Source organism: Luteibacter sp. 9133, from assembly GCF_000800155.1.
Classification (GTDB): Bacteria; Pseudomonadota; Gammaproteobacteria; order Xanthomonadales; family Rhodanobacteraceae; genus Luteibacter; species Luteibacter mycovicinus.
In genome coordinates, this window is the sequence record NZ_JUHO01000001.1 from 1757760 (window position 1) to 1781832 (window position 24073).

General features: G+C 65.2%; 20 protein-coding genes and 3 tRNA genes. 15 read left to right on the forward strand and 8 right to left on the reverse strand.

Features of this window, described 5'->3' with window-relative positions; genetic code table 11:
* The 3 genes from FA87_RS07610 to lexA form a co-directional block, all read right to left on the reverse strand.
* Positions 1 to 1410, reverse strand: coding sequence for a DNA polymerase Y family protein (locus FA87_RS07610; RefSeq protein ID WP_043693522.1), 1410 nt, complete (start codon positions 1408 to 1410; stop codon positions 1 to 3).
* Between the two features lie 73 nt (positions 1411 to 1483).
* Complete coding sequence (gene imuA / locus FA87_RS07615; RefSeq protein ID WP_036113845.1) at positions 1484 to 2113, reverse strand: translesion DNA synthesis-associated protein ImuA; 630 nt, start codon at positions 2111 to 2113, stop codon at positions 1484 to 1486.
* 2 nt (positions 2114 to 2115) lie between these two features.
* The gene (gene lexA / locus FA87_RS07620; RefSeq protein WP_036113842.1) at positions 2116 to 2742 is read right to left on the reverse strand and encodes a transcriptional repressor LexA; all 627 of its coding nucleotides are present in this window, start codon (positions 2740 to 2742) and stop codon (positions 2116 to 2118) included.
* Positions 2743 to 2851: 109 nt separating this feature from the next.
* Here lexA and FA87_RS07625 point away from each other — a divergent pair, with 109 nt between their 5' ends.
* The 3 genes from FA87_RS07625 to FA87_RS07635 are packed head-to-tail and all read left to right on the forward strand — an operon-like array spanning position 2852 to position 5373.
* Positions 2852 to 3973, forward strand: a complete 1122-nt coding sequence (locus tag FA87_RS07625; protein ID WP_036113839.1) for an MFS transporter — start codon at positions 2852 to 2854, stop codon at positions 3971 to 3973.
* Between the two features lie 12 nt (positions 3974 to 3985).
* Positions 3986 to 4606, forward strand: coding sequence for an HAD family phosphatase (locus FA87_RS07630; RefSeq protein WP_036113836.1), 621 nt, complete (start codon positions 3986 to 3988; stop codon positions 4604 to 4606).
* Positions 4603 to 5373, forward strand: a complete 771-nt coding sequence (locus FA87_RS07635; RefSeq protein ID WP_036113833.1) for a DeoR/GlpR family DNA-binding transcription regulator — start codon at positions 4603 to 4605, stop codon at positions 5371 to 5373. The genes FA87_RS07630 and FA87_RS07635 overlap by 4 nt, the downstream gene beginning before the upstream one ends.
* 96 nt (positions 5374 to 5469) lie before the next feature.
* Here FA87_RS07635 and ppsA read toward each other — a convergent pair whose 3' ends face one another.
* Positions 5470 to 7842, reverse strand: a complete 2373-nt coding sequence (ppsA, locus tag FA87_RS07640) for a phosphoenolpyruvate synthase (RefSeq protein ID WP_043693525.1) — start codon at positions 7840 to 7842, stop codon at positions 5470 to 5472.
* Positions 7843 to 8025: 183 nt separating this feature from the next.
* Between ppsA and FA87_RS07645 the strand changes: the two genes are divergently transcribed.
* Both FA87_RS07645 and FA87_RS07650 read left to right on the forward strand, forming a co-directional pair.
* The gene (locus tag FA87_RS07645) at positions 8026 to 8841 is read left to right on the forward strand and encodes a pyruvate, water dikinase regulatory protein (protein ID WP_036113827.1); all 816 of its coding nucleotides are present in this window, start codon (positions 8026 to 8028) and stop codon (positions 8839 to 8841) included.
* Between the two features lie 33 nt (positions 8842 to 8874).
* Complete coding sequence (locus FA87_RS07650; RefSeq protein ID WP_043693527.1) at positions 8875 to 9348, forward strand: DUF1249 domain-containing protein; 474 nt, start codon at positions 8875 to 8877, stop codon at positions 9346 to 9348.
* Positions 9349 to 9501: 153 nt separating this feature from the next.
* Here FA87_RS07650 and FA87_RS07655 read toward each other — a convergent pair.
* From FA87_RS07655 to FA87_RS07665, 3 genes are all read right to left on the reverse strand, one after another.
* Positions 9502 to 9578, reverse strand: a tRNA-Asp gene (locus FA87_RS07655).
* Positions 9579 to 9647: 69 nt separating this feature from the next.
* Positions 9648 to 9723, reverse strand: a tRNA-Glu gene (locus tag FA87_RS07660).
* A gap of 11 nt (positions 9724 to 9734) precedes the next feature.
* A tRNA-Ala gene (locus FA87_RS07665) sits at positions 9735 to 9810 on the reverse strand.
* A 205-nt stretch (positions 9811 to 10015) separates the two neighbouring features.
* Here FA87_RS07665 and FA87_RS07670 point away from each other — a divergent pair.
* The 4 genes from FA87_RS07670 to FA87_RS07685 all read left to right on the forward strand — a co-directional run bounded on the left by FA87_RS07670 (position 10016) and on the right by FA87_RS07685 (position 13835).
* Complete coding sequence (locus FA87_RS07670) at positions 10016 to 11776, forward strand: cation:proton antiporter (protein WP_043693529.1); 1761 nt, start codon at positions 10016 to 10018, stop codon at positions 11774 to 11776.
* 166 nt (positions 11777 to 11942) lie between these two features.
* Positions 11943 to 12719: an FKBP-type peptidyl-prolyl cis-trans isomerase gene (locus tag FA87_RS07675; RefSeq protein ID WP_043693531.1), complete on the forward strand. Its 777-nt coding sequence runs from the start codon at positions 11943 to 11945 to the stop codon at positions 12717 to 12719.
* A gap of 185 nt (positions 12720 to 12904) precedes the next feature.
* Positions 12905 to 13120 (forward strand): SlyX family protein, encoded by a 216-nt coding sequence (locus tag FA87_RS07680; protein ID WP_036113814.1) that lies wholly within the window; start codon positions 12905 to 12907, stop codon positions 13118 to 13120.
* Between the two features lie 22 nt (positions 13121 to 13142).
* Positions 13143 to 13835, forward strand: coding sequence for a DUF2058 family protein (locus FA87_RS07685; RefSeq protein WP_043693534.1), 693 nt, complete (start codon positions 13143 to 13145; stop codon positions 13833 to 13835).
* 58 nt (positions 13836 to 13893) lie between these two features.
* Here the strand turns inward: FA87_RS07685 and FA87_RS07690 are convergent, their stop codons facing one another.
* Entirely contained in the window at positions 13894 to 15951 is a 2058-nt protein-coding gene (locus FA87_RS07690) for a 3-hydroxyacyl-CoA dehydrogenase NAD-binding domain-containing protein (RefSeq protein ID WP_043693537.1), read from the reverse strand.
* Positions 15952 to 16108: 157 nt separating this feature from the next.
* On the opposite strand from FA87_RS07690, the gene FA87_RS07695 reads away from it, so the two are divergent.
* The 6 genes from FA87_RS07695 (at position 16109) to lepA (ending at position 24026) form a co-directional block, all read left to right on the forward strand.
* Complete coding sequence (locus FA87_RS07695) at positions 16109 to 16591, forward strand: hypothetical protein (RefSeq protein ID WP_036113804.1); 483 nt, start codon at positions 16109 to 16111, stop codon at positions 16589 to 16591.
* A 4-nt stretch (positions 16592 to 16595) separates the two neighbouring features.
* Entirely contained in the window at positions 16596 to 19130 is a 2535-nt protein-coding gene (locus tag FA87_RS07700) for a bifunctional diguanylate cyclase/phosphodiesterase (RefSeq protein WP_239709008.1), read from the forward strand.
* A gap of 155 nt (positions 19131 to 19285) precedes the next feature.
* Entirely contained in the window at positions 19286 to 19882 is a 597-nt protein-coding gene (gene rpoE, locus FA87_RS07705) for an RNA polymerase sigma factor RpoE (RefSeq protein WP_043693539.1), read from the forward strand.
* Complete coding sequence (locus FA87_RS07710) at positions 19879 to 20517, forward strand: sigma-E factor negative regulatory protein (protein WP_036113801.1); 639 nt, start codon at positions 19879 to 19881, stop codon at positions 20515 to 20517. Before rpoE ends, FA87_RS07710 begins: the two co-directional genes overlap by 4 nt.
* Before the next feature lie 156 nt (positions 20518 to 20673).
* On the forward strand, positions 20674 to 22101 hold the full coding sequence (locus FA87_RS07715; protein WP_043693542.1) for a Do family serine endopeptidase: 1428 nt from the start codon (positions 20674 to 20676) through the stop codon (positions 22099 to 22101).
* 131 nt (positions 22102 to 22232) lie between these two features.
* Positions 22233 to 24026, forward strand: a complete 1794-nt coding sequence (gene lepA, locus FA87_RS07720; RefSeq protein ID WP_036113799.1) for a translation elongation factor 4 — start codon at positions 22233 to 22235, stop codon at positions 24024 to 24026.
* Positions 24027 to 24073 lie beyond the last annotated feature (47 nt).

The window sequence follows — 24073 nt, forward strand, 5'->3', positions numbered from 1 at the left end:
CTACGCGAACCAGCCGTGCAGCATCCAGCCGTCGAGTGTGCCGGGCGGCAGGTAGGCCCAGGCTTGCTGTCCGTTTGCGGTGCGCACGATGTAGTAATCGCGTCGCGTGTCTTCACCGTCCCACCAGCCGCTTTCGATACGCTCGGGGCCGGCCAGTACGGCCGTGGGCTCGGGGCGCATCGGCAGAGGGCGGGGCAGGAGCCATAAGGGACGACGTCGGCGCGGCGGCGAAACCGTGCTGTCCGGCGTGCCGTAACGCATGGCGCGTTCGGGCCGATGGTCGGCCACGAGCGCGATCTGCCGAAGCGCGGCGTCGCCCAGTCGTGCCCGCAAACGTTCGTCGAGGGTGGGCCAGTCGAGACCATCGCCGCGGACCGGTTCGAACAGATCGCGCACCGGTGGACGGAACACCGGCAGTTCTTCGGCATCCAGTTCGATGGCGCGCGCCGGTGCGGGCAACACGGTGCGCTCGAGGCGCGTGCGGGCCAGTTCGAACAGGCGCTCCGCGTCGCGTTGCGGCGCTGCCATGGCGACGACGACGCGTGTCGTGGCACCGCGTGCATGCTCGAGCGTCAGGGTGAAACGCTGTACGCCGCCATCCCGTGCCGCGAGCAGATTGGCCAGCGCACGGGTGAGGCGCCGCAATGGAAAGAGCAGGGGCTGACTGCCATCCAGTTCGCTGTCGAACTCGATCTTCTGCTGGAAGTTGGCGGGTGGCTGCCAGGCGGCCAGGGGGTGGGTGGCTTGCCCGCGGATGCGATCGAGCCAGTTCACGCCATCGCGGCCGATGCGCCGGGTGAGTTCCGGACGAGGGAGGCGAAAGACTTCGTCGAGACGACGAAAGCCCATCGCGTGCAGCGATTTCACCGTGGTTGCCGGCAAGCCCGCCCGATCGAGCGACAAGGCGCCCAACATGCGTATGACGCCTTCGCGCTCGGGCAGCACCATGCCGTCCGCATGGGCGGCGAACACCCATGAGGCGGCCGGGAAGGGAGTGGCGGCCATGGTGTGTGCATGACCTTGCTCGCTAAGGCCTTGGCACAGGCGTTCCGCCAGCACGGGCCAGCCGTCGAACAGGCGCAGACTGGCACCCAGTTCCATGAGGATGGCACCTGGCGGGACCAGGCTGACATGACCACTGAACTGGTAGCACCACGCGGCGAGTTCGGCGAGCAGACGCGCCTCGGCCTCACGGTCGCGAGGGCGGACTTCCAGGGCGGGGCAAAGCGCGCGTGCGGCGGCGAGGCTCTGCCCACGGCGCACACCGAATGTGCTGGCCTCCGGATTGGCGGCGGCGATCAGGCGCTGGCGCGCACGGGTATCGAGCAAGGCGGAGGGGCCTGCCTCCGGTGTCGCGGCAAAGGCGGCGGAGAACGCCAGACCGGGAAAACGGAGACAGGCCCAAAGCATGGCTGCGTATAAGAAGCGACGACGGAGCGTCCGTCATGACGGCGAGCGGGAAGCGGCGTCATGACGGTTTCCATCAGGCCCGCATGCGCAGCAGCGGAGCAGTGGTGGTCAGCAGTCCTCGCGACTTGAGGACATCCACATAGGTGGCCTCGTCGCTGTTGCTGACCTTGAGGCGTAGTGCCGCCGGGCTGTTCTGCTCGGCGTGCCCGGCCGGGCGGAAGATCATGGCGCAGGCGTCGCCGCTTTCGGCGGCCAGCTGCAGGCGACGCAGGCTGCGGTAATCGATGTCGGGCAACCAGCCGACCACGGCGCCGCAGCAGCCGGAACGCAGGCACTGCTCCATGCTCCATGCGGCCTCGGTGCTGCCGGCATGGATTTCGTGCAGGAAGCGCAGGTCGACACCGGCCGCCGCCAGCGCGGGTGCATAAGGCAGGTAGGGCGGTGCGACGAAGATCACGCGACGGTGTTCCTGGGTGAGCGCGGCAAGCGCGGGCATCACCAGATCGAGCTCACCCAGCCCATCGTGTTCGAACAGGATTTCGCTCAGCGCGCCTTGCGGCCAGCCCCCGCCGGGCAGTTTCTGGTCCAGGGAGGTCCAGCCGGTGGACAGCGCACGTACGCGCGGCTGACGGTCAGCGGAACGGCGCCAGATACCGGGATGGTCGAGCACCTGGGCGAGGGTCGGAGTGGCGATGGCGTTCATGGTCAGGTCCTGCGGATGATGCCGACGTAACGCCCTTCGATGGCGAACGCATGGCGACGGGGATCGACTTCGATCGGGCTGAAGTCGGGGTTTTCGGGCAGCAGCAGAAGACGGCCGCGCTCGTGCCTGAGGCGTTTGACGGTGACTTCGTCGTCCAGCCGGGCGACCACGATCTGGCCATCGGTGGCGGTGGCGGTCTTGTGGACGGCGAGCAGGTCGCCGTCGAGGATGCCGGCGTCGCGCATGCTCAGACCCACCACGCGCAGCAGGTAATCGGCGCGCGGACGAAACAGGGAAGGATCGACCTCGAGCTGCGACTCGATGTTTTCCTCGGCCAGGATGGGCGAACCGGCGGCCACGCGACCGATCAGCGGGAGGTCGTTAGCGGCGGCGGTACGCATGATGGCGGCGTTGCCTGCCGAAAGGCGCAGGCCACGATGCTGCGGGGAACGTTCCAGCACGCCCTTGCGGACCAGCGACTCGACGCAGGCCTGTGCGGAGCTGTGGCTGGGGAAGCCCAGGGCATCGGCGATTTCGCGCAGCGTGGGCGGCAGGCCTTGCGTCTGCAGGTATTCCTGCAGAAATGCGAGGGTCTTTTGCTGACGCTCTGTGAGGGTAGGTGTCGACATGTGTACATTTGTACATAGGTCGGGCAACCGGTGCAAGAGGGGTGCGCTCTATTGCACGTTTATGCATGATTGAATACATTGATGCGCATTCCTCGTCCCCGGAATTTGCATGAAGCCTGTACGCGCTACCCGATTGATCTTCCTGTTATCCGGCATCGGCATGGCCAGCTGGGCACCGATGGTCCCCTACGCCAAGGCTCGTCTGGGTCTGGACGATGCCACGCTGGGCCTCGTTCTCTTGTGCATGGGGTGCGGAGCGACAGCGGCGATGCCACTGGCCGGTTTCTTCAGCCATCGCTTCGGCCACCGCGATGTGATCGGCGTGAGCGGGCTTCTCGTCTGCCTCGCCTTGCCCTTGCTGACCCTCGCGCCGAATGTCTGGTGGCTTGGCGCGGCGCTCCTGTTTTTCGGTGCATCCCTCGGTGTGGTCGACGTCGCCATGAATGCGCATGCGGTCGACGTCGAGAAGCAGCAGGGCAGGCCGATGATGTCGGGCTTCCACGGGCTTTTCAGCGTCGGAGGTCTGGCCGGTTCCGCCGGTATGGCCGCCTTGCTTCGGTTCGGTGCGCCATTGACCGGCAGTGCCATCGCGGTCTCCGTGCTGATGCTGCTCATCGTGGGTACCCAGTGGCGACACTTCCTTGTCCGGCACGACGATGGCTCGGGCGACGTGCATGCGGGTTTCCGTATGCCGAGTGGCGCCGTCTTCCTGCTTGGCTTCCTGTGCATGGTCGTCTTCCTTGCGGAAGGTGCGATGCTCGACTGGAGTGCGGTATTCCTGCGCTTCTCGCGTGGTTTCGATCCTTCCGTGGCTGGCCTGGGGTACGCGGCGTTCTCCGTCGCCATGGCGATCGGGCGCCTGCTGGGCGATCGCATCACGGCCTCGCTGGGAGCGACCACCATCGTGCGGATGGGCAGCCTGATCGCCGCGGCCGGCTTCTTCCTTGCCACGCTGTTGCCCTGGGGCCCCGTCGCCTTGCTGGGTTTCGTCCTGGTCGGTATCGGCGCGTCGAACATCGTGCCCGTCCTGTTCAGCGCGGCGGGGCGGCAGAAGAACACCTCGCCGGGTATCGCCATCGCCACGGTCACCTCGCTGGGGTATGCGGGGATGCTGGCCGGGCCCGCGGTCATCGGTTTCGTCGCCCACGCCAGCAGCCTTTCGATCGCCCTGGCGGGGGTCGCCAGTCTGCTCGTCGTGGTTTCCCTTTGCGCCTCCATCGTGCGCCGTTGAACGGAGTTTTCCATGCATAAGAAACGCGATGTCGTGATCTTCGATTTCGGCGGTGTCCTGATCGACTGGAACCCGCGCTACCTCTATCGCAAGCTGTTCGGTGACGATGAACAGGCGATGGAAACCTTCCTTGCCGAAGTCACCACGCCGGAATGGAACCTGCGACAGGACGCGGGTCGTTCATGGGATGAGGCGGTTCGCCTTCTTACCGACGAACATCCCACCAAGGCCGAACTGATCGCCGCCTATCAGCACCGCTGGGAAGAAACCCTGGGCGGCGCCATCGACGACAGCCTGCACATTCTGCGTGAGCTGAAAGAGGCGGGTCATCCGCTGTATGGCCTGACCAACTGGTCGCACGAGACCTTTCCGTTCGCGCGGGAACGCTTCGATTTCCTGGGCCTGTTCGACGGCATCGTCGTGTCGGGCGAAGAGGGCATGATCAAGCCCGACCCCAGGCTTTACCAGACACTGCTCGAGCGATATGACATCGATCCGGCGACGGCCGTCTTCATCGATGACAACAAGGCCAATGTCGACGCCGCCGACGCCCTGGGCATTCATGGCATCCATTTCCACACGCCGCGTCAGTTGCGCGACGAACTGATTGCCCTGGGTTTCCTGTCGGCATGAATGCGTCGGTCGACATTACGCTGCCTCGCGAGCGTCAGCAGCTGATCCTCGAGCGTCTGCGACGCGACGGGAAAGTCGTGGCGGCGGAACTCGCGCAGGAATTCCGGGTGTCGGAAGACTCCATCCGGCGTGATCTGCGCGATCTGGCGGGGCAGGGTCTGTGTCGGCGCGTTTACGGTGGCGCGTTACTGGCGGTGAGCATTCCGCCGCTGGGCGAGCGCCATGCGGAGCGCACGGAACTGAAGCGGGCGCTTGCACGTACCGCGATCGGTCTGGTCGGTAGCGGCCAGATTCTTTTCATCGATGCGGGCTCGACCAACACGGTTCTGGCGAGGATGCTGCCGGAGCACCATGACCTGACCGTGGTGACCAACGCCCCCGACGTCGCCCTCGCGGTGCTGGGACGACCCGGTTTCGACGTGATCCTGCTCGGCGGCAAACTCGATCCGGCCATCGGTGGCGCGATCGGCTCACGTACGGTGCGACAGGCGCAGGATATTCGCGCCGATCTGTGTTTCCCGGGCGTCTGCGCCATCGATCCGCAACGCGGCTTATGGACGTACGACGAGGAAGAAACCGTCTTCAAGCAGGCGATCATCGAGGCGAGTGGTGAGACGGTGGCGATCGCCACCCCGGACAAGCTGGTGGCCTCGGCGACACATCACACGGCGCCGATCAGCGGCGTCTCGCATCTGGTGGTGGCGGCGGATACGGATCCGGCAGTGGTGGAGCGGTATCGGGTGGCGGGCGTGACGGTGCACCTGTAATCGTCAACAGGTACGGCTCCCACCGGGGTGTGATCGCCCGGTGGGAGCCAAGCCTGCTGGCGATGCTCTTTCCGGACTAAGGAAAGAGCCGATCCATCAGCCGGCCTTCTTCCTGGCCAGACGTAGCCACGTATCGACCACGGTGTCCGGATTCAGCGACACCGACTCGATGCCCTGTTCCATCAGCCACTCGGCAAGATCCGGGTGATCCGACGGGCCCTGGCCGCAGATGCCGATGTACTTGCCCTTGGCCTTCGCGGTCTTGATCGCCATGGCCAGCAGCTTCTTCACCGCCGGGTCGCGCTCGTCGAACAGGTTGGCGACGATGCTTGAGTCGCGGTCGAGGCCGAGGGTCAGCTGGGTGAGGTCGTTCGAGCCGATCGAGAAGCCGTCGAAGATGTCGAGGAACTCGTCCGCCAGCAGGGCGTTGGAAGGGACCTCGCACATCATGATGACCTTCAGGTCGTGCTCGCCCTGGACCAGGCCGTTCTTGCGCAGTACCTCGATGACCTTGCGGCCTTCGTCCAGCGTGCGGACGAACGGAATCATGACCCAGACGTTGGTCAGGCCCATGACCTCGCGCACGTACTTGGCGGCCTTGCACTCCAGCGCGAACGATTCGGCGAAGTCCGGCGAAACATAGCGGCTGGCGCCGCGATAGCCGATCATCGGGTTTTCTTCATGCGGCTCGTAGCGCGAACCGCCGAGCAGACCCGCGTACTCGTTCGACTTGAAGTCGGACAGGCGCACGATCACCGGCTTCGGGTAGACCGAGGCGGCGATCGTCGAGATGCCTTCGGCGAGGCGGTCGACATAGAAGGAGACCGGATCCTTGTAGCCGGCGATGCGCGCGTCGATCCGGGCCCGGGTCTCGGCATCCTGCTTGCCGTACTCCAGCAGCGCCCTGGGATGCACGCCGATGTGGCTGGCGATGATCATTTCGAGGCGGGCCAGACCGATACCCGCGTTCGGCAGCATGCCGAAGTCGAAGGCGCGCTCGGGGTTGGCCACGTTCATCATGATCTTGAGCGGGGCCTCCGGCATCGCGCCGAGGTCGGCGGTGATGCGGTCGAACTTCAGCAGGCCTTCGTAGATCGTGCCGGTATCGCCTTCGGCGCAGGAGACGGTGACTTCCGCGCCATCCGGGATCGACTCCAGCGCATTGCCGCAACCGACCACCGCGGGCACGCCCAGCTCGCGGGCGATGATCGCCGCATGGCAGGTACGACCGCCGCGGTTGGTGACGATGGCCGCGGCACGCTTCATCACCGGCTCCCAGTCGGGGTCGGTCATGTCGGCCACCAGCACGTCACCGGGCTGCACCTTGTTCATGTCGGCCAGCGACCGGATGACGCGAGCCTTGCCCGAACCGATCTTCTGACCGATGGCGCGGCCTTCGGTCAGGACTTTGCTCTTCTCGTTGAGCTGGAAACGCTCGAGCGTGGTCGCGTGCGAGCGCGACTTCACGGTCTCGGGGCGGGCCTGCACGACGTAAAGCTTGCCGGTGTTGCCGTCCTTCGCCCACTCGATGTCCATCGGGCGGCCGTAGTGCTTTTCGATGACGAGGGCCTGGCGCGAAAGCTCCTCGACGTCGGCATCGTCAAGGCAGAACCGATGACGCAGCTCGGCCGGGGTTTCTTCGATGCGCACGCGCTCGCCGGGCTTATCGGAATAAACCATGCGCTGCTGCTTGGCGCCCAGGCTGCGGCGCAGGACGGCAGGCTTGCCTTCCTTGAGCGTGGGCTTGAAAACGTAGAACTCATCCGGGTTCACCGCACCCTGGACCACCATCTCGCCCAGACCGTACGAGCCGGTGACGAAGACGACGTCACGGAAGCCGGATTCGGTGTCGAGCGTGAACAGTACGCCCGACGCACCGACATCCGAGCGGATCATCAGCTGCACGCCGGCGGACAGGAAGACGTCCTCGTGCTTGAAGCCCTGGTGCACGCGATAGGCGATGGCCCGGTCGTTGTACAGGGAGGCGAAGACTTCCTTGACCTTATGCAGTACGTCGTCGATGCCGACCACGTTGAGGAAGGTTTCCTGCTGGCCGGCGAACGAGGCGTCGGGGAGATCCTCGGCCGTGGCGGAGGAACGCACGGCCACGGCGATGTCGTCGGCGCCGGCATCCTTGCAGAGCTTGATGTAAGCGTCGCGGATGGCCTGCTCGAGGTCGGCGGGCAGGGCGGTGTCGACGATCCAGCCACGGATTTCCTTGCCGCCGCGAGTCAGTTCATCCACATCGTCCACGTCGAGCGTGGCCAGGCGCTCCTGGATCCGCTTCGCGAGGCCGCTCTTTTCGAGGTAGGTCTGGAAGGCGTCGGCCGTGGTGGCGAAGCCACCCGGCACGGAGACACCCAGTTTCGCCAGGTTGCCGATCATCTCGCCGAGGGAGGCGTTCTTGCCACCCACCTTGCCGAGGTCGGTCATGCGTAGCGCGTCGAGCCAAAGTACCAGGTCGCTCAAAGGAAGTTCCTCACATCGGTTGGGCGGCGGGCCGCGCTGGAAAATCGGCGCATTGTCGCGGTGGTATGGTCTGGCTGACAAGCGGCGATGCACAAATCGCCCGTGATAATGCGGGGTGGATGGTTATGAAGACGTATTGGTCTTAAGGTGGCGGTCACGGAACCAACCCAAGGAAACCGTTCGATGCGGCGTACCGTCTTCTTCATTTCCGACTCCACCGGCATTACGGCCGAGACTATCGGCAACAGCATGCTCGCCCAGTTCGACGGCGTGCAGTTCGATACCCACCGGCTGCCCTTCATCGACAACGCGCAGAAGGCCGAAGCCGCCTCGCTCCGGATCAAGACCAAATACGCGCAGGACGGACACCGCCCCATCGTCGTCAATACGATGACCTCGAGGGCACTGTGCGACATCGTGGCGGGTAGCGGCGCGCTGATGCTTGACGTGTTCGCGCCTTTCATCGAGCCGCTCGAGGCGGAACTGGGGGCCAAGCAGTCGGGTGCGGTGAACCGCTCTCATGGTCTGGTCGATTTCGAGCGTTACGAGGCTCGCATCGAAGCGACCAACTACGCCCTGGCTCACGACGATGGCCTCGACGTGGACTACAACCAGTCCGATGTCGTGCTGGTGGGCGTGTCGCGGTCCGGCAAGACGCCGACCTGCCTCTACATGGCCTTGCATTACGGCGTCTGTGCCGCCAATTATCCGCTCACGGACGACGATCTCGACAAGCTGGAACTGCCGACGCGCCTCCGCCCCTATCGCAGCCGGCTCTTCGGGCTCACCATCGACCCGGTCCGCCTGGCGCAGATCCGCGAGCAGCGCCGTCCCGGCAGCCGCTACGCCACGTTGAAACAATGCCGCTGGGAACTGGAGCAGGCCGACAAGGTGATGCGGCGGGAGAACATCCCGGTCCTCAACACGACGCACACCTCGATCGAGGAAATCTCGAGCAAGATCTTCGAATACCTGGGGATCGAGCGACACATGTATTGACCGAGCCACGGTTTACGGAGACCCGCCCACGTTATGACCGCCGTCATCGACCGCCCAACGCCGCTGATCCCGGGACGCTTCGAGTTCCTGATGGGTCTGTATGCGGAGAACTACCACCGTCTGGCGCGTCTGTTCGCGCCACAGCGGCTGACGCCCGGCCGTTACATTTCCGATGTCGACGATGGGCTGAAGGTGCGGCTGGACGTGCAGGAAAAGCATCCGTATACGCTGGAGCTCGAGCTGACCTATGACTTCGTCGACGAGGTCACCGGGCAGCCGTCGCCGTCCGCGCAGCTGCGCATGTACACGGATGCCCACGTGGCCGAAGCCATGCATTGCCATCCCGGTCGTAAGCTGTCGCAGGTACTGGGGCCGTTTCCGGCGGCACATACGGTGTTTCAGCATCGTCTGAGGATGAACGGGTTCCTCAGCCGCTGGCTGGAATACCTGGCCGAGCAGGGCCATTCGATCGGGACGCTGGCGCGTGTCGACGACCCGCTTCCGTAGGAGCGCGCCTCGCGCGCGAGAGCTTTTCGCGACGAGATCAGGTTGTGTATGTATCGAGGGGCGGAACCGGTCGCGCGCAGGCGCGCTCCTACAGTTCCGGAGAAATTGCAGGCAAAAAAAATCCGCCAGATGGCGGATTCCTTTTAGAAGTAATGGCGGAGCGGACGGGACTCGAACCCGCGACCTCCGGCGTGACAGGCCAGCATTCTAACCGACTGAACTACCGCTCCACACTACGTTCCAACTCTTCCAACAACTACCAACTTCTCCGTCCATTCACTTCCTGGCGGACCAGAAAGTGGCGTCCCCACGGGGATTCGAACCCCGGTCGCCACCGTGAAAGGGTGATGTCCTAGGCCTCTAGACGATGGGGACGTCTTAGAAGTTGGTGGAGCCAGCCGGGATCGAACCGGCGACCTCCTGCATGCCATGCAGGCGCTCTCCCAGCTGAGCTATGGCCCCCTGCTGGAAGCCGCAAAGATTACGTCCGACCCGTCGCTTCGTCAAGCATTCGTTACACTTTTTTTGAATTTATTTTCGACAAATTCAGAATGACGAGGTGCAGCAATCACTTGCGTGTGTCATGCATCGATCGTTGTTTTGGCTGCCGCGTCCCTCGATCACGAAACACGGGTTAACCTGTCTGTTCGCACACACAGGGACAAGCATGCACGGCATCGTTTTCATCCAGGATCTCGCCACGGTGATGCTCGTCGCCGGACTGACGACGGTTATTTTCCAGCGTCTCCGGCAGCCGGTCGTGCTTGGCTACATCATCGCGGGTTTGCTGATCGGGCCGCACACGCTGCCGGTGATCTTCATCCACGACGAACAGACGATTCGAACGCTGTCCGAACTGGGCATGATCCTGCTGCTGTTCGCGCTCGGTCTCGAGTTCAGTCTTAAGAAGCTGCGCGCGGTCGGCGGAGCGGCGCTCGTGGCCGCGTTCTCCGAAATCGTGCTGATGGTCTGGATCGGTTACGAGATCGGCCGGTTCTTCGGCTGGTCGGCGATGGATTCGATCTTCCTGGGCGCGATGCTTTCGATCTCGTCGACGACGATCATCATGAAGGCGCTCGAAGACCTGGGGCTGAAGCGCGAGCGTTTCGCACAACTCATGTTCGGGATCCTCATCGTCGAGGATCTGCTCGCCATCGTGTTGATGGCCTTGCTCACCGGTATCGCCAGCACCGGCGGCGTCGAGGCCGGGCAGGCCTTCGCCGCGATCGGTCGCCTCGGTCTGTTCATGGCTGTTTCGCTGGTGGTCGGACTGCTGCTGGTGCCGCGCGTCGTCGACTACATCGCACGGGTCAGCCGCAACGACGTGCTGCTGGTCGCCGTGCTGGGTATCTGCTTCGGTTTCTGCCTGCTGGTCACCGAAATGGGCTACAGCGTGGCGCTGGGGGCTTTCATGATCGGCGCGATCGTCGCCGAGTCGGACAGCGTGGCGCGCGTCGAGCGGATCATCATGCCGGTGCGCGACATGTTCAGCGCGATCTTCTTCGTCGCTATCGGCATGCTGATCGATCCGGCGCTGCTGGCGCAGTACGCGTGGCCGATCACCATCGTCACCATCGCGGTCGTCGTGGGCAAGGTCATTACGTGCAGTTTCGGCAGCTTCGTCGCCGGCAACGATGGCCGCACCTCGCTGCGGGTCGGCATGGGGCTGGCGCAGATCGGTGAATTCTCCTTCGTCATCGCGTCGCTGGGCCTCACGCTCAAGGTCACGAGCAATTTTCTCTATCCCGTCGCGGTGGCGGTCTCCGCCATCACGACGTTCCTTACGCCCTATCTGATGCGCGCGTCCGATCCGCTGGCGAGTTTCCTCGCGCGCAAGCTGCCGTCACGGGTGACCGGCGTGTTCGGCGCCTATACGGAGTGGATGGGCAGCCTGGGCCTGCAGGGGCAGGGCGCCATCGTGATGAAAATGATCCGCCGGCTGGTCTGGCACGTGATCATCAACACGGCGCTGGTGGTCGCGGTGTTCATCGCGGCGGCCTTCGCTTATCGCCGGGGCTTCCTCCATCTGGACATCGTCAACACCGATGCGACCGTTCAGCGCACTCTCGCCTGGTCGCTGGCGGCGCTGGTCTCGCTGCCGATGATCGTGGCGACCTACCGCAAGGCCGAGGCGCTGGGCATGCTCCTGGCCGAACTGTCGGTGCCCGACCGCTTCGGCAGCCGGACCTACCGGATCCGGGCGATCCTGGCCCGCATCGTTCCTCTGATGTCCATGCTGATCATGGGCCTGCTGGTCGCGGCGCTGGCCTCGACGATCCTGCCGCCGCGCGAAGTCGCGGGGGTGCTGATACTGGTCGGCATCGGCCTGGCGTGGCTGCTCTGGCGGGTGCTGGTGCAGGTGCACGCCCGGCTTCAGGCGGCCCTTCGCGACACCCTGGACAAGCCCGGGCAGGACCACCATGAGTGACCCGTGTCCCGTTTTTTGAAAGGTTTCTGAACTTTCCATGTGAAACCTTGTCTTTCGACCCGTCATTGCAAGCAGGATGCGAACCACCGCACAATGGCGATTCTGCCTCCACAAGGAGGTGTAAACCGGCGGCGTCGCCGAATCTTTCCAAGAGAGGGAGTATTCAATGAAGCACTTTTTGCGTCCCACGATGACGGCCGTCGCCCTGGCGGTTGCGCTGGGTACGGCTGCGGGCGCATCCGCCCAGGCCGCCAAGCCGGCTGCCTCCGCGGCACCGGTCGATAAGCAGAAGGCCAGCTACGTCGTGGGTTGGGACCTTGCCAGCTCGCTTCCGCCGCTCGTCGCGAAGGAAGTGGATGCCGCCACGGTAGCCAAGGCTCTGCAGGCTGCCCTGTCGGGCCAGAAGCCGACCATGTCGGAGGCGGAAGCCAAGTCCGTCCGTGAGGCCTTCGTGGCCCAGCTGAAGGTCAAGGCCGAGGCTGAGTACAACAAGGTCGCGACCCAGAACAAGACCGAAGGCGACGCCTTCCTGGCGAAGAACAAGTCGGCTCCGGGCGTGAAGGTCACGGCCTCCGGCCTGCAGTACCAGGTCGTCCAGGCCGGTACCGGTCAGCGTCCTGGCCCGAACGACACGGTCAGCATCAACTACACCGGTACGTTCGTGAACGGCGAGAAGTTCGACTCCTCGGCCGACCACCAGCCGCCGGGTGCGGCCCAGATCCCGCTCGCCGCGGTGATCCCGGGCTTCCGCGAAGGCCTGCAGCTGATGCAGACCGGCGGCAAGTACAAGCTGTTCATCCCGTCGAACATCGCTTACGGCGCCAAGCCGGAAAACGGCTTCCCGCCGAACGCGACGATCATCTTCGACGTCGAACTGCTGAAGACGGGTCCGACGCCTGCTGGTCAGGGTCCGCAGGTTCAGGACAAGGGCGGCGCGAAGTAAGCCCCTCTCGTTCTACCGGCGTGATCGAAAAGGGCGCGGAGCAATCCGCGCCCTTTTTCTTTGTCCCGGTTTCTTTGATCCGCGGCACCGGCGGATTACAATCGACTGTTACCACATGCTCGCCTGAGCTTCCTGGAGCCGCATGAACGCCTCGATGTCCAGATTCCGACTCGCGGAACGCCGCCGTGGCTGACCACGACGACGATCGCCTGACCGAGCTCGAGGTGCGTCTTTCCTTCATCGACGACACGGTGAACGGACTTTCTTCCGCCGACACGGAAATCGCCCGGCGACTGGACCGGCTGGAGCGCGCGGTGCGCGACCTTCGCTCGGATCTGGTCAACATGCGCACCGGCGTTGGCAGCGACGCGGCGAACGAACCGCCGCCCCCGCATTACTGAAACACGGAACGAGTCTTACCGAATGGCAGAGTCCCTGCGCGACCAGTTGTTGAAGAGCGGCCTCGTAAAGGAAGTCCGCGAAGAAAAGCGTGCGTCCACGCCGCCACCGAAACAGGGTGGCGCGAGCGGTCAGCCTTACGCGGGCAACAATCCGCGTCATGGTGGCAAGCCGAAGCAGGGGCAGGGTGGCCGGCCTCAGGGTGACCGCGTCGGCGGCGGTAAGGGCGCGGGAAACAACCGTCCGCAGGAAGGACGACGCGGACAGGCTGCTGGCCGGCCGCAGAGCGCGAAGTCGGCACGCACCGATGGCGAGATGGATCTGGCCAGGGCCTATGCCATTCGCGCGCAGACGGAGTCGGCCGAGCGTCGCAAGGCGGAGGCCGAAGCCGCTGAAGTGGCGCGTCTGCGTAAGGAAAAGAAACGCAAGGTTGAAGAGTTGCTTAAGGGTAAAGCGCTCAACCTCGCTGACGCCGATCAGGTGCGTCACTTCCCGTACGGTGAAAAGATTCGTCGCGTGCACGTCGATGCCGCGCAGCTCACCGCGATCAACGCGGGCGAACTGGGTGTCGTCCAGCAGGGCGGTCGTTACCTGGTGGTCGACAAGTCCGTCGTTGACGCGCTACGCGAGCTCGCCCCGGAGTTCATCGCGTTGATGGTGGATCCGAACGCGGTGAGCGAGGCGGATGACGGCGTGCCAGACGATCTGATGTGGTAAATCGGGGTGAGCGTCGGGCCGCTCGCGCGGCCCTCGCCCCCAGGATGATCTCGCGCCGTTATGCGGGCGGGCTCGACAGCTCCGGGTTATCCCAGCCTTCCTTCTTCGCGAAGCGCGCGCCGTGCTTCTGTTCGAGCTTCGCCAGGCGCTCGCGGATCGCCGCCACGCCTTCGGTGCGCACGTACTGAATCGGGCCGCCCCGGAACGGCGCAAAGCCGGTGCCGAAGATCACGCTGGCATCCAGGAGGTCGGCATCGTCCACCACGCCTTCGGCCAGGCAGGCGATGGCCTCGTTGACCATCGGCAGGATCATGCGGTCCTGGATATCGGCCGGCGGCACATAGTCGGGATCGACATCCGGTTTGTCCGGCTTGCCTTCCTTCCAGACGTAAAGGCCTTCGCCGTCTTTCTTGCCGCGTTTGTTGGCGGCGAGCTTTTCCTCGAGGCCTGCCGGGATTTCCAGACCGAGGAAGGGTGCCAGTTCCTTGCCCACCGAGGCGCATACGTCGAGGCCGACCGTATCGGCCAGCTCGATCGGCCCCATCGGCATGCCGAACTTCTTCGCCTCGCGGTCGAGCACCGGGCCGGGCACGCCTTCGTTGTAGAGGCGCATCGCTTCCATCAGATAGGGCATGAGGATGCGGTTGACCAGGAAGCCGGGCGTGCCCTTGACCGGAACCGGCAGCTTGCCGATGGCCTTGCAGAAGGCCAGCGCGCGCTTCTCGATCGCCGGATCGAGCGCGTCGTGGCGCACGACTTCGACCAGCGGCATCTGCGCCACGGGATTGAAGAAGTGCAGCCCGAGGAAGCGCTGCGGTGCCTTCAGGCCCTGGCGCAGTTCATCGAGCGGGATCGACGACGTATTGCTCGCGAGGATCTCGTCCGACTGGAACTGTGGCTCGATGGTCGCGTACAGGGCGTGCTTCGCTTCCGGGTTCTCGAAGATCGCCTCGATCGCGAGGTCGGCATCGGCGACGCCCTTACCCTCGACGTCGGCGCGCAGGCGCGCGACGGCGGCTTCGAATTTGGCCGGTGCTTTCAGCTTCTTCTCGAACAGCGTGCGGGCCCGCGCGATCGCCGGCTCGACGAAGCGCAGCTCGCGGTCCTGCAGCGTCACGTCGAACCCTTTCAGTGCGGACCAGGCGGCGATGTCGCCACCCATAGTGCCGGCGCCGACGACATGCACGTGCTTGATGCCATGGTCGGTGCCGCCGCCGAGGCCCTTGAGGCGTTCCTGCAGGAAGAAGATACGGATGAGGTTGCGCGCGGTGGGCGTGGTGGCGAGCTTCGCCACCGACTTCGCTTCGAGTCTGAGTCGTTGCTGGATGCTCGACCCGCCGCGTGCCCAGACGTCGATGAGCGCGAACGGCGCCGGGTAATGTTCTTTACGTACCTTGGCCGCCGTCTGCTTGCGCACCATCGGCGCCAGGATCGCGCGTGCGGGCAGGGTGTTGGTCGCCCAGGCCTTCGCGCGCTGCGCGAGCGGGCGCCGTGTGGGGCGGCGTGCGAGCTGTCTGGCTTCCGCGAGCAGTTCGTCCGGGCGGGCGACGCGGTCGACCAGCCCGACCGCTTTGGCGCGACGGGCGTTGAACGGCTTGCCCGTAAGCATGGCCGGCAGCGCATCGGGCGCACCGATCAGACGTGGCAGGCGCGCCGATCCGCCCCAGCCCGGATGGATGCCGAGCATCACTTCCGGCAGGCCGATCTTCGTCGCCTCGTCGTCGGCGGCGATGCGCAGGCGGCAGGCGAGGGCCAGTTCGGTACCGCCGCCCATGCAGGCGCCGTGGATGGCGGCCACCGTCGGACACGGCAGGCGGGCGAGGTTATCGAAGACACGCTGGCCGTTCTCGATGTTCTCGAGCACCGTGCCGGTGTGCGCGTACTCGACGAATTCGCGGATATCGGCGCCTACCGCGAACCCGGAAGGCTTGGCGGAATGAATCACCACGCCGCGAGGGCCCTCGATGGTGAGGCGCTCGACGAGCTTGTCCAGTTCATCCAGGACCTCGCGGGACAGCGCGTTGGCGCTGGAACCCTCGCGGTCGAACGTCAGGACGACGATGCCGTCGTCGCCCACGCTGGTCTTCCAGTGCTTGAATCGGAGTCCTTCGAACATGGCGGCGTCGTGCGGTGGCGAATGAGCGCATCACCATACCTTCCCGCCGGGCCGAATGCGAGATACCCGCCCGTATGGTGGGCGAATTCACGTCGGTGACTGGCGGACTCCCCTGTATTGGATCGATACTGAACGTCTCTTCATCCAGCGATGCCTCATGCCACCCGATGCCCTAGCAGCCACGGACGTCTTCGACCGGATCCTCGCGGCACCGGGCCCGTTGGTCGCCTTGCAAGCGCCCGATCTGGCCTCGCTGGTCGACCAGTTCCGGCTGGTCGCACGCCGGTCGGGGCAGGCGGTTTATCTGTGGCGGAATGCCGAGGGTCTGGTCAGCCTTCGCGACGCGCAGATGCGCGTTCCCGGTTGCCTCCGACTGGGCGACGCACTTCGCTACATCCTGCAGAGCCTGCACTTCGGGGTGTACCTGCTGGACATGCCGCCGGGCGTGCCCAGTGCGACGGACGGTGCGTTGCTGCGGCAGCTGGCGCGGACCAGCACCGGCCATGTGCGGCGCGTGGTCCTGATCGGGGCCAGCGCGAGCCTGCTGGCGACTTTCGAAGACGACGTGGTCCAGGTCGACGCCGACTGGCGCTCCCGCACGGCGGCGCCGCGCCTGCGCGACGGCCGCTGGATCGTCTGACGTCGTGGCCACCATTTCCGAGCCCCTTGGCGTTCTCATCTTTACCCCGCGTCGCGATGTGCGGCGTGCCATCTTCGATGCCCTCGACCTCGACGGCGATTTCGTGCTGCTCAGTGCGCGCGATGCCGCCCAGCTCGAAACCCTGATGGCCGACGCGCCGCCGTTGCACGTGATCGTGGTCGGGGAAAATGACAGTGCCGATATCGCCCAGGGCCTTCGCATCCTGCGCGCATCCCCGGCATACGCTTCACTGCCTGCGGTATACGTCGTCGACGATATGCCGGGCGTCGCACCCGAGGGGGGTGTCGACTGGCTACGCGAAGGCGCCATTCCCACCGAACTGGCCCAGCGAGTGCGTCAGGCGACCCAGGGAACGACGGCGTCGGCCGTGCCGGCCACGCCCATCCGCGACTACCGCTTTGCCTTCGATGCGGGTGCCGCGTGGGTGATCGCTTCCACGCCGGACGGCTGCATCGTCGAGACCGGAGAAGCCATGGAGCGTCTCTGCGCGGGCGACGGACCGGTGCAGGGGCGGACCCTCGCGGAGCTCTTCGACCTCGCCCATGACGCCACATGGCCGCTTCCGGACGGCGACGCCATCGCATGTACGTTGCGCCGCCGCGACGGTGTCGAGATCACCGGCGAGATCGACGTGCGTCACCGCAAGGATCATGGCGAACACCGCATCGCCGTGGGCTTCCGGGACCTGCGCGCCACCGATATGGCGGCGCGGGCCCTGTCGCTGCTCGCCGTGCTCGAAGGTTGTCCCAGTGACGACGAAGGCATGAATGAAGCAGCTGCAATGCTGGCCGACGCGCTCGAACTGGACGTCGTGGCGATCTGGTCGGCCTTGCCCGAAAGCGACGCCGGCCCTGAGATTCTCGCCCGGATCTGGAACGGTCCCTCGCCCGCGACCTGGCCGGAGGCCGGCGATCTGCCGCTGTTGCGGGTATGTCTGGGCGGCGAGTCGCTCTCGCGTCTGGTCGAGGGCGAAGGGGCCGCGCTGAGCGACCCGCTCATCGAGGCGCTCGGCCTCACCGCGTTCGCGCTGCTGCCCCTTCTGGATGAACGGCGCAGTGTGCTGGGTGCCATGCTTGCCGGGCGTCGTCGCAGTGGCGGTGACGGCCGTGTACTGGCTCAGGCGCTGCGCGCCGCGACGGCGCGTTTCGCGTCGGCGCTGGAATTGCGCCGGGCACGGGAGCAGGGCCGGGTGCGTGGCCTGATCGACACCCTGACCGGATTGCCCAACCGTCTGCTGTTCAACGATCGCCTCGAGACCACCATCCGTGAGGCGGAACGTACGGGTGAACTGTTCGCGACGTTGCTCGTCGACCTCGACCGGTTCAAGAGCATCAACGAGTCGCTCGGTCATGCCGTCGGCGACCAGGTGCTCAATGCCGTCGCGCGCCGCCTGCGTGCCAGCGTCCGCGCGTCCGACACCGTGGCCCGGTACGCGGGCGACGAGTTCACCATGATCCTGCGCCACATCATCAAGCGCGACGACGTGCTCCGCATCGCGGAGAAGGTCGTGCAGACGATGGAGATGCCGCTTGCCCTGGACGACGGCTCGGAGCTGCAGGTCACCGTGTCGGTCGGCATCTCGTTTTTTCCCGACGATGCCGCCGAAGGCGAGTTGCTGCTGCGTCACGCCGATGAAGCCATGTACGGCGCGAAAAGCCTCGGCCGCAACAACTATCAGATTTACGCGGCGAGCGTGGATGCTTCGCAGCAGCAGAACGCCGAGCTCAAATCGCGGCTTCGGCATGCCGTCCGTAACAACGAGCTTCGCGTGTTCTATCAGCCCCAGGTGGCCGCGGCGAGCGAAGACATCGTCGGCATGGAGGCTCTCGTCCGCTGGGAGCATCCCGAGCTGGGCATGATCAGTCCGGCGTTCTTCATTCCCCTGGCGGAGGCGAGTGGCCTCATCGTGCCGATCGGCGAATGGGTCCTGCGAACGGCGTGCGCTCAGGCCAAGACGTGGGAGGACCGGTTCGGCCTCAAGCTGCGTCTGGGTGTGAATCTGTCCGCGGTGCAGCTGATGCAGCCGAACCTCGCCGAGGTGGTGGCCACGGCCCTCCGCGATACGGGCTTCCCCGCACACCTGCTGGAGCTCGAGGTGACCGAGAGCATCAGCGTGAAGACGGTGCCGCATCTGGTCGAGACCCTCGATGCGCTGCATGCCATGGGCTGCCATATCGCCATCGACGATTTCGGTACCGGCGCCGCCTCGCTCGATTATTTGCGGCGCCTGCCGGCGGACCGGATCAAGATCGACCAGAGCTTCGTGCGCAACATCGGTGTCGATCCCGACGACGAGGCCATCGTGCGCGCCACGATCGACATGGCACATCGCCTGAAGCGGGGTGTCGTGGCCGAGGGCGTCGAGATCGAACAGCATCTGCAATTCCTGCGCGCCAACGGCTGCGATGAATTGCAGGGCTATCTGTTCTGCCGCCCGCTGCCGGTGATCAGCTTCGAAAAGCTGCTGGGCGAGCGGGAGCGCATCATCCATGACGCGAGGGCCGCGGTTCCCGCCTGACGGAAGCAAAAGGCGAGGACCAAACTTGTGGTTCAGCCAGCGGTCCGCATATTTTCCGGATGCGACGGGAGGGGAAGGGCGAATGAACTTGCCCTCCCTGAGCTTGTCTCAGCTGCGCCCGCGACGGCCCCGAAAGAGTTAAGGAGACGGCCCGGATGGGCGAAAACGAACTGGATCAAGCACTTGTTGAACGTGTGCAGCAAGGAGACCGCCGCGCCTTCGACCTGCTTGTCCGAAAATACCAGCACAAGGTGATTGCGCTGATCTCGCGCTACGTGCACGACCGGAGCGAGTGCGAGGACATCGCCCAGGAAGCTTTCGTGCGTGCGTGGCGCGCCCTGGCCTCCTTCCGTGGCGAAAGCGCGTTTTATACGTGGCTTTACAAGATCGCCGTGAATACGGCGAAAAATCATCTGGTAGCCATGGGACGCCGCCCGCCCACGGGCGATATCGACATCGAGGATGCCGTGTACGTGCCGGGCGCCACGCGCATGCACGAAAGCGCCACCCCCGAGCGCGAACTCATGCGTGAGCAGGTGGAACAAACGGTATTTTCTACTGTCCAAGCCTTGCCTGAAGAACTTCGGGTCGCGATCACCCTGCGCGAGGTGGACGGCAAGAGCTACGAGGAAATTGCCGCCGCCATGGACTGTCCCATCGGGACTGTCCGTTCGCGTATTTTCAGGGCTCGCGAAGCCATCGACGAAAAACTGCGGCCGTTGTTGTCCGACCGCGAGGATCACAGCCCATGAGTGAAGCCAATCGGGAAATTCTTTCCGCCGGTATGGACGGAGAGCTGTCACGGGAGGAACTCCGCTTCCTGTTGCGCCGCATCGAGGCCGATGCCGGTCTGGCGGACGTCTGGTCGCGTTATCACGCGGGACGTGACGGTCTTCGCGGTGAGGACCGGCCGTCGGTGTCGCCCGACTTCGCCAGCCGGGTCATGGCGGCTATCGACGCGGAGTCGGTGGTCGTGTCGGCCGCGCCGCGCCGCCGCTGGCTCCACTGGTCCGCCGGTGGCGCGATTGCCGCGAGCGTGGCCGTGGCCGCGCTGATGTTGTCGCAGCCCGCCGGCCGGCACTCGGCCGCGACGGACGTCGCGCAGCACGCCCCGGCGGTGGAAGGCAACGAAGTGGCGGACGTGTCGGCGGCGACGGCTCCCGTAGCGCCTCAGTGGCTGACGGGTAACAACGCCTCGCAGTTCACGCAGAAGGCCGCCTTCGACGGGTCCAGTGAGGGCGGCGCCACGTACCTTCCCCGTTCGATGCCCTATCAGATCCATCGTGCCCGGGCTGCGGAGAGCCCGGACGGCAACGGTTACATGTTGCTGACCCGTCCCGACGGTAGCCGTTATGTCCAGCCGGTGGCCGTCCCGCAGGCTCGCTAGGCCCGGCCCTGGTGGAGCCGCTGCCGGTGTTCAGCCCCGGTGGAAGCCAGCCCTGTTGGCGACAGGCTCCCCAGCGCCATATCCCCATCCCCAGCATTCCAACCCCGCGCGGCGAATACCGCACGGGCAGCCGTAGCTAAAAAAAGGAGAATTTTGATGGCTTTCTGGCATGTGCGCGCCCTGATGACTGGCGCACTGGTTGTCGCAAGTGCGGGCGCACAGGCGCAGGCGCTGCCGGACTTCACGGGCATCGTGGAAAAGAACGCGCCGGCGGTCGTCCACGTCGAAGCGAAGACCAGCGGGAACAAGAAGGGCAGAGCGGCGCCGGACGGCGGCGCGCAGGACGACCAGCAGGAGCTTCTCCGGCGCTTCTTCGGTATGCCGGGTATGCCGGGCATGCCGGCCCCGCCGCGCGACCAGACGTCGCTGGGCTCGGGATTCATCATTTCCGCCGATGGTTATGTACTGACCAACGACCACGTGGTCGACGAGGCCGACGAGGTCAAGATCCGGCTGCAGGACCGACGCACGTTTACGGCCAGGGTGGTCGGCAAGGACCCTCAGTACGACATCGCGCTGCTCAAGATCGACGGCAGCTCGTTGCCGACGGTATCCATCGGCGACTCGCGCAGCGTCAGGCGCGGCCAGTGGGCGCTGGCCATCGGCTCGCCCTTCGGGCTCGACGCGACGGTCACCCACGGCATCATCAGCGCGGTCGGGCGCAACCTCGGCAGCGGCGACCAGCCCTATACGTCCTTTATCCAGACGGACGTGCCGATCAATCGGGGCAATTCCGGCGGCCCGCTGTTCAACCTCCAGGGCCAGGTGATCGGCGTGAATTCGCAGATCTACTCCACCTCGGGCGGCTATCAGGGCCTGTCGTTCTCGATTCCCATCGACGTCGCCATGAACGTCGTCCAGCAGATCAAGGAAAAGGGCTATGTATCGCGCGGCATGCTGGGTGTGACGGTGCAGCCGGTCGACCAGTTCGTGAAGAACCTCGACCTCCCGGATGCCAACGGGGCGCTGGTCGCCCAGGTCACGCCGGGGAGCGGTGCCGACAAGGCCGGCATCCGCCAGGGCGACGTCATCCTGTCGTTCAACGGGACGCCGATCACCCAGTCGCCCGACCTCCCGCCGCTGGTCGGCATCACGCGTCCGGGGTCGACGGCGAAGGTCGAGATCCTCCGTGACCACAAGAAGCAGACACTCGACGTCAAGGTCGGTGAGTTGCCCCGGGACAAGAACGCGCTGGCCGAAGCCGGTGCGGCCGCCGGCGGTGGGTCGGGCAGCTCGGCGGCTCTGGGTCTGTCCGTTCAGGACATCGATGCGTCCACGCGCTCCGAGCTCGGGCTCAAGCCCGGCGAAGGTGTCGTGGTCAGTAAGGTGACCGGCCGGGCCGCCGCGGGCGCCGGTCTGCAGCCGGGCGACGTGGTGCTGATGGTCAACCAGAAGCGGGTGGGCTCCTCGGCGGCCTTCCGTGACGCGAGCAAGGACATCAAGCCCGGTGATACCGCCATGTTGCTCGTTCGCCGCGACGATGCCACCCGGTTTGTCGGCGTTACCATCCCCAGCGACCGCTGATGCGGCCGTGGGCCACTCGCCGGTCGGCGGCGGGTGGCCTTCCATGCGATAATGCCGGATTCGCAGCGGCCCTCACGGCCGCTGCACGTCGTTCGCGCCGCGAGCGATGGTGAACGTGACCACGGCGCTCCATGGAACTCATCCGCAACTTCTCCATCATTGCCCACATCGACCACGGCAAGTCGACGCTGGCCGACCGCATCATCCAGTTGTGCGGCGGCTTGTCCGAGCGCGAAATGGAAGCGCAGGTCCTCGACAACAACCCGATCGAGCGCGAGCGTGGCATCACGATCAAGGCCCAGTCCGTTTCGCTGCCGTACAAGGCGCGGGACGGCAAGACCTACCAGCTGAATTTCATCGATACCCCGGGCCACGTGGACTTCTCCTACGAAGTCAGCCGTTCGTTGTCGGCGTGCGAGGGCGCGCTGCTGGTGGTGGATGCCGCCCAGGGCGTCGAGGCACAGTCGGTCGCCAACTGCTACACGGCCATCGAGCAGGGCCTGGAAGTCATTCCGGTGCTCAACAAGATCGACCTGCCGACGGCGGACCCGGAGAAGGCCAAGGCCGAGATCGAGGCCGTCATCGGTATCGACGCCAGCGACGCGATCGCTGTCAGCGCCAAGACCGGCCAGAACGTCATTGAAGTGCTCGAGGCAATCATCCATCGCATTCCGGCCCCCAAGGCGGGCGATACGGACAAGCTCCAGGCGCTGATCATCGACTCCTGGTTCGACAACTACCTCGGCGTCGTCTCGCTGGTCCGCGTCATGCAGGGCGAGATCAAGCCGGGCGACAAGATCCTGGTCATGTCCACGGGGCGCACGCACCTGGTCGACGACGTCGGCGTGTTCACGCCGAAGCGTAAAAAGCTCGAAAAGCTTTCCGCCGGCGAAGTCGGCTGGATCAATGCGTCCATCAAGGATGTGCATGGCGCGCCGGTCGGCGACACGCTCACGCTTGCCGGTAAGCCTGCCGAAGCACCGCTGCCGGGTTTCCAGACCATGCAGCCGCGCGTGTTCGCCGGCCTGTTCCCGGTGTCCGCCGACGACTATCCGGCACTGCGCGAAGCGCTCGACAAGCTGCGCCTCAACGATGCCGCCATGTTCTTCGAGCCGGAAAGCTCCGAGGCCATGGGCTTCGGCTTCCGCTGCGGCTTCCTCGGCATGCTCCACATGGAGATCGTGCAGGAGCGCCTCGAGCGCGAATACGACCTCAACCTGATCACCACCGCGCCCACCGTCGTGTACGAGGTCGCCAAGACCGATGGTACCGTGCTGGCCATGGACAACCCGGCGAAGCTGCCCCCGCCGCAGCAGATCGTCGAGATCCGTGAGCCGATCATCGTCGCCAACATCCTCACCCCGGGCGAATACGTCGGGAACGTGATCAAGCTGTGCGAGGAAAAGCGCGGCGTACAGCGCACCATCCAATATCTGGCCACCCAGGTGCAGGTGACCTACGAGTTGCCGCTCGCCGAGGTCGTGCTCGACTTCTTCGATCGCCTGAAGTCCGTATCCCGCGGCTATGCGTCCATGGACTACCACCTGGAGCGCTTCGATCCGGGTCCGTTCGTTCGCGTGGATGTCCTCATCAACGGCGATCGCGTCGACGCGCTCAGCCTGATCGTTCATCGTTCTCACGCGGACCGCCGCGGGCGGGAACTTGTCGAGCGGATGAAGGATCTCATTCCCCGCCAGCAGTTCGACGTGGCTATCCAGGCCGCCATCGGCGCGGCGGTTATTGCCCGCTCCACGGTGAAGGCACTGCGCAAGAACGTTCTCGCCAAGTGCTACGGCGGCGACGTCTCGCGTAAGAAGAAGCTCCTGGAGAAACAGAAGGAAGGCAAGAAGCGCATGAAACAGGTCGGCAGCGTGGAGATCCCCCAGGAAGCCTTCCTTGCCGTGCTCAGGCAGGACAACAAGTAAGCTCGCCGCACGGCGTAACCCCTCGAACTTATGGAAGGCCGGCGCCG

Coding starts and splice junctions, on each gene's coding strand:
- FA87_RS07610 (WP_043693522.1), bottom strand. CDS start 1,410: ATGCTTTGGGCCTGTCTCCGTTTTCCCGGTCTGGCGTTCTCCGCCGCC.
- imuA (WP_036113845.1), bottom strand. CDS start 2,113: ATGAACGCCATCGCCACTCCGACCCTCGCCCAGGTGCTCGACCATCCC.
- lexA (WP_036113842.1), bottom strand. CDS start 2,742: ATGTCGACACCTACCCTCACAGAGCGTCAGCAAAAGACCCTCGCATTT.
- FA87_RS07625 (WP_036113839.1), top strand. CDS start 2,852: ATGAAGCCTGTACGCGCTACCCGATTGATCTTCCTGTTATCCGGCATC.
- FA87_RS07630 (WP_036113836.1), top strand. CDS start 3,986: ATGCATAAGAAACGCGATGTCGTGATCTTCGATTTCGGCGGTGTCCTG.
- FA87_RS07635 (WP_036113833.1), top strand. CDS start 4,603: ATGAATGCGTCGGTCGACATTACGCTGCCTCGCGAGCGTCAGCAGCTG.
- FA87_RS07645 (WP_036113827.1), top strand. CDS start 8,026: ATGCGGCGTACCGTCTTCTTCATTTCCGACTCCACCGGCATTACGGCC.
- FA87_RS07650 (WP_043693527.1), top strand. CDS start 8,875: ATGACCGCCGTCATCGACCGCCCAACGCCGCTGATCCCGGGACGCTTC.
- FA87_RS07670 (WP_043693529.1), top strand. CDS start 10,016: ATGCACGGCATCGTTTTCATCCAGGATCTCGCCACGGTGATGCTCGTC.
- FA87_RS07675 (WP_043693531.1), top strand. CDS start 11,943: ATGAAGCACTTTTTGCGTCCCACGATGACGGCCGTCGCCCTGGCGGTT.
- FA87_RS07685 (WP_043693534.1), top strand. CDS start 13,143: ATGGCAGAGTCCCTGCGCGACCAGTTGTTGAAGAGCGGCCTCGTAAAG.
- FA87_RS07690 (WP_043693537.1), bottom strand. CDS start 15,951: ATGTTCGAAGGACTCCGATTCAAGCACTGGAAGACCAGCGTGGGCGAC.
- FA87_RS07695 (WP_036113804.1), top strand. CDS start 16,109: ATGCCACCCGATGCCCTAGCAGCCACGGACGTCTTCGACCGGATCCTC.
- rpoE (WP_043693539.1), top strand. CDS start 19,286: ATGGGCGAAAACGAACTGGATCAAGCACTTGTTGAACGTGTGCAGCAA.
- FA87_RS07710 (WP_036113801.1), top strand. CDS start 19,879: ATGAGTGAAGCCAATCGGGAAATTCTTTCCGCCGGTATGGACGGAGAG.
- FA87_RS07715 (WP_043693542.1), top strand. CDS start 20,674: ATGGCTTTCTGGCATGTGCGCGCCCTGATGACTGGCGCACTGGTTGTC.
- lepA (WP_036113799.1), top strand. CDS start 22,233: ATGGAACTCATCCGCAACTTCTCCATCATTGCCCACATCGACCACGGC.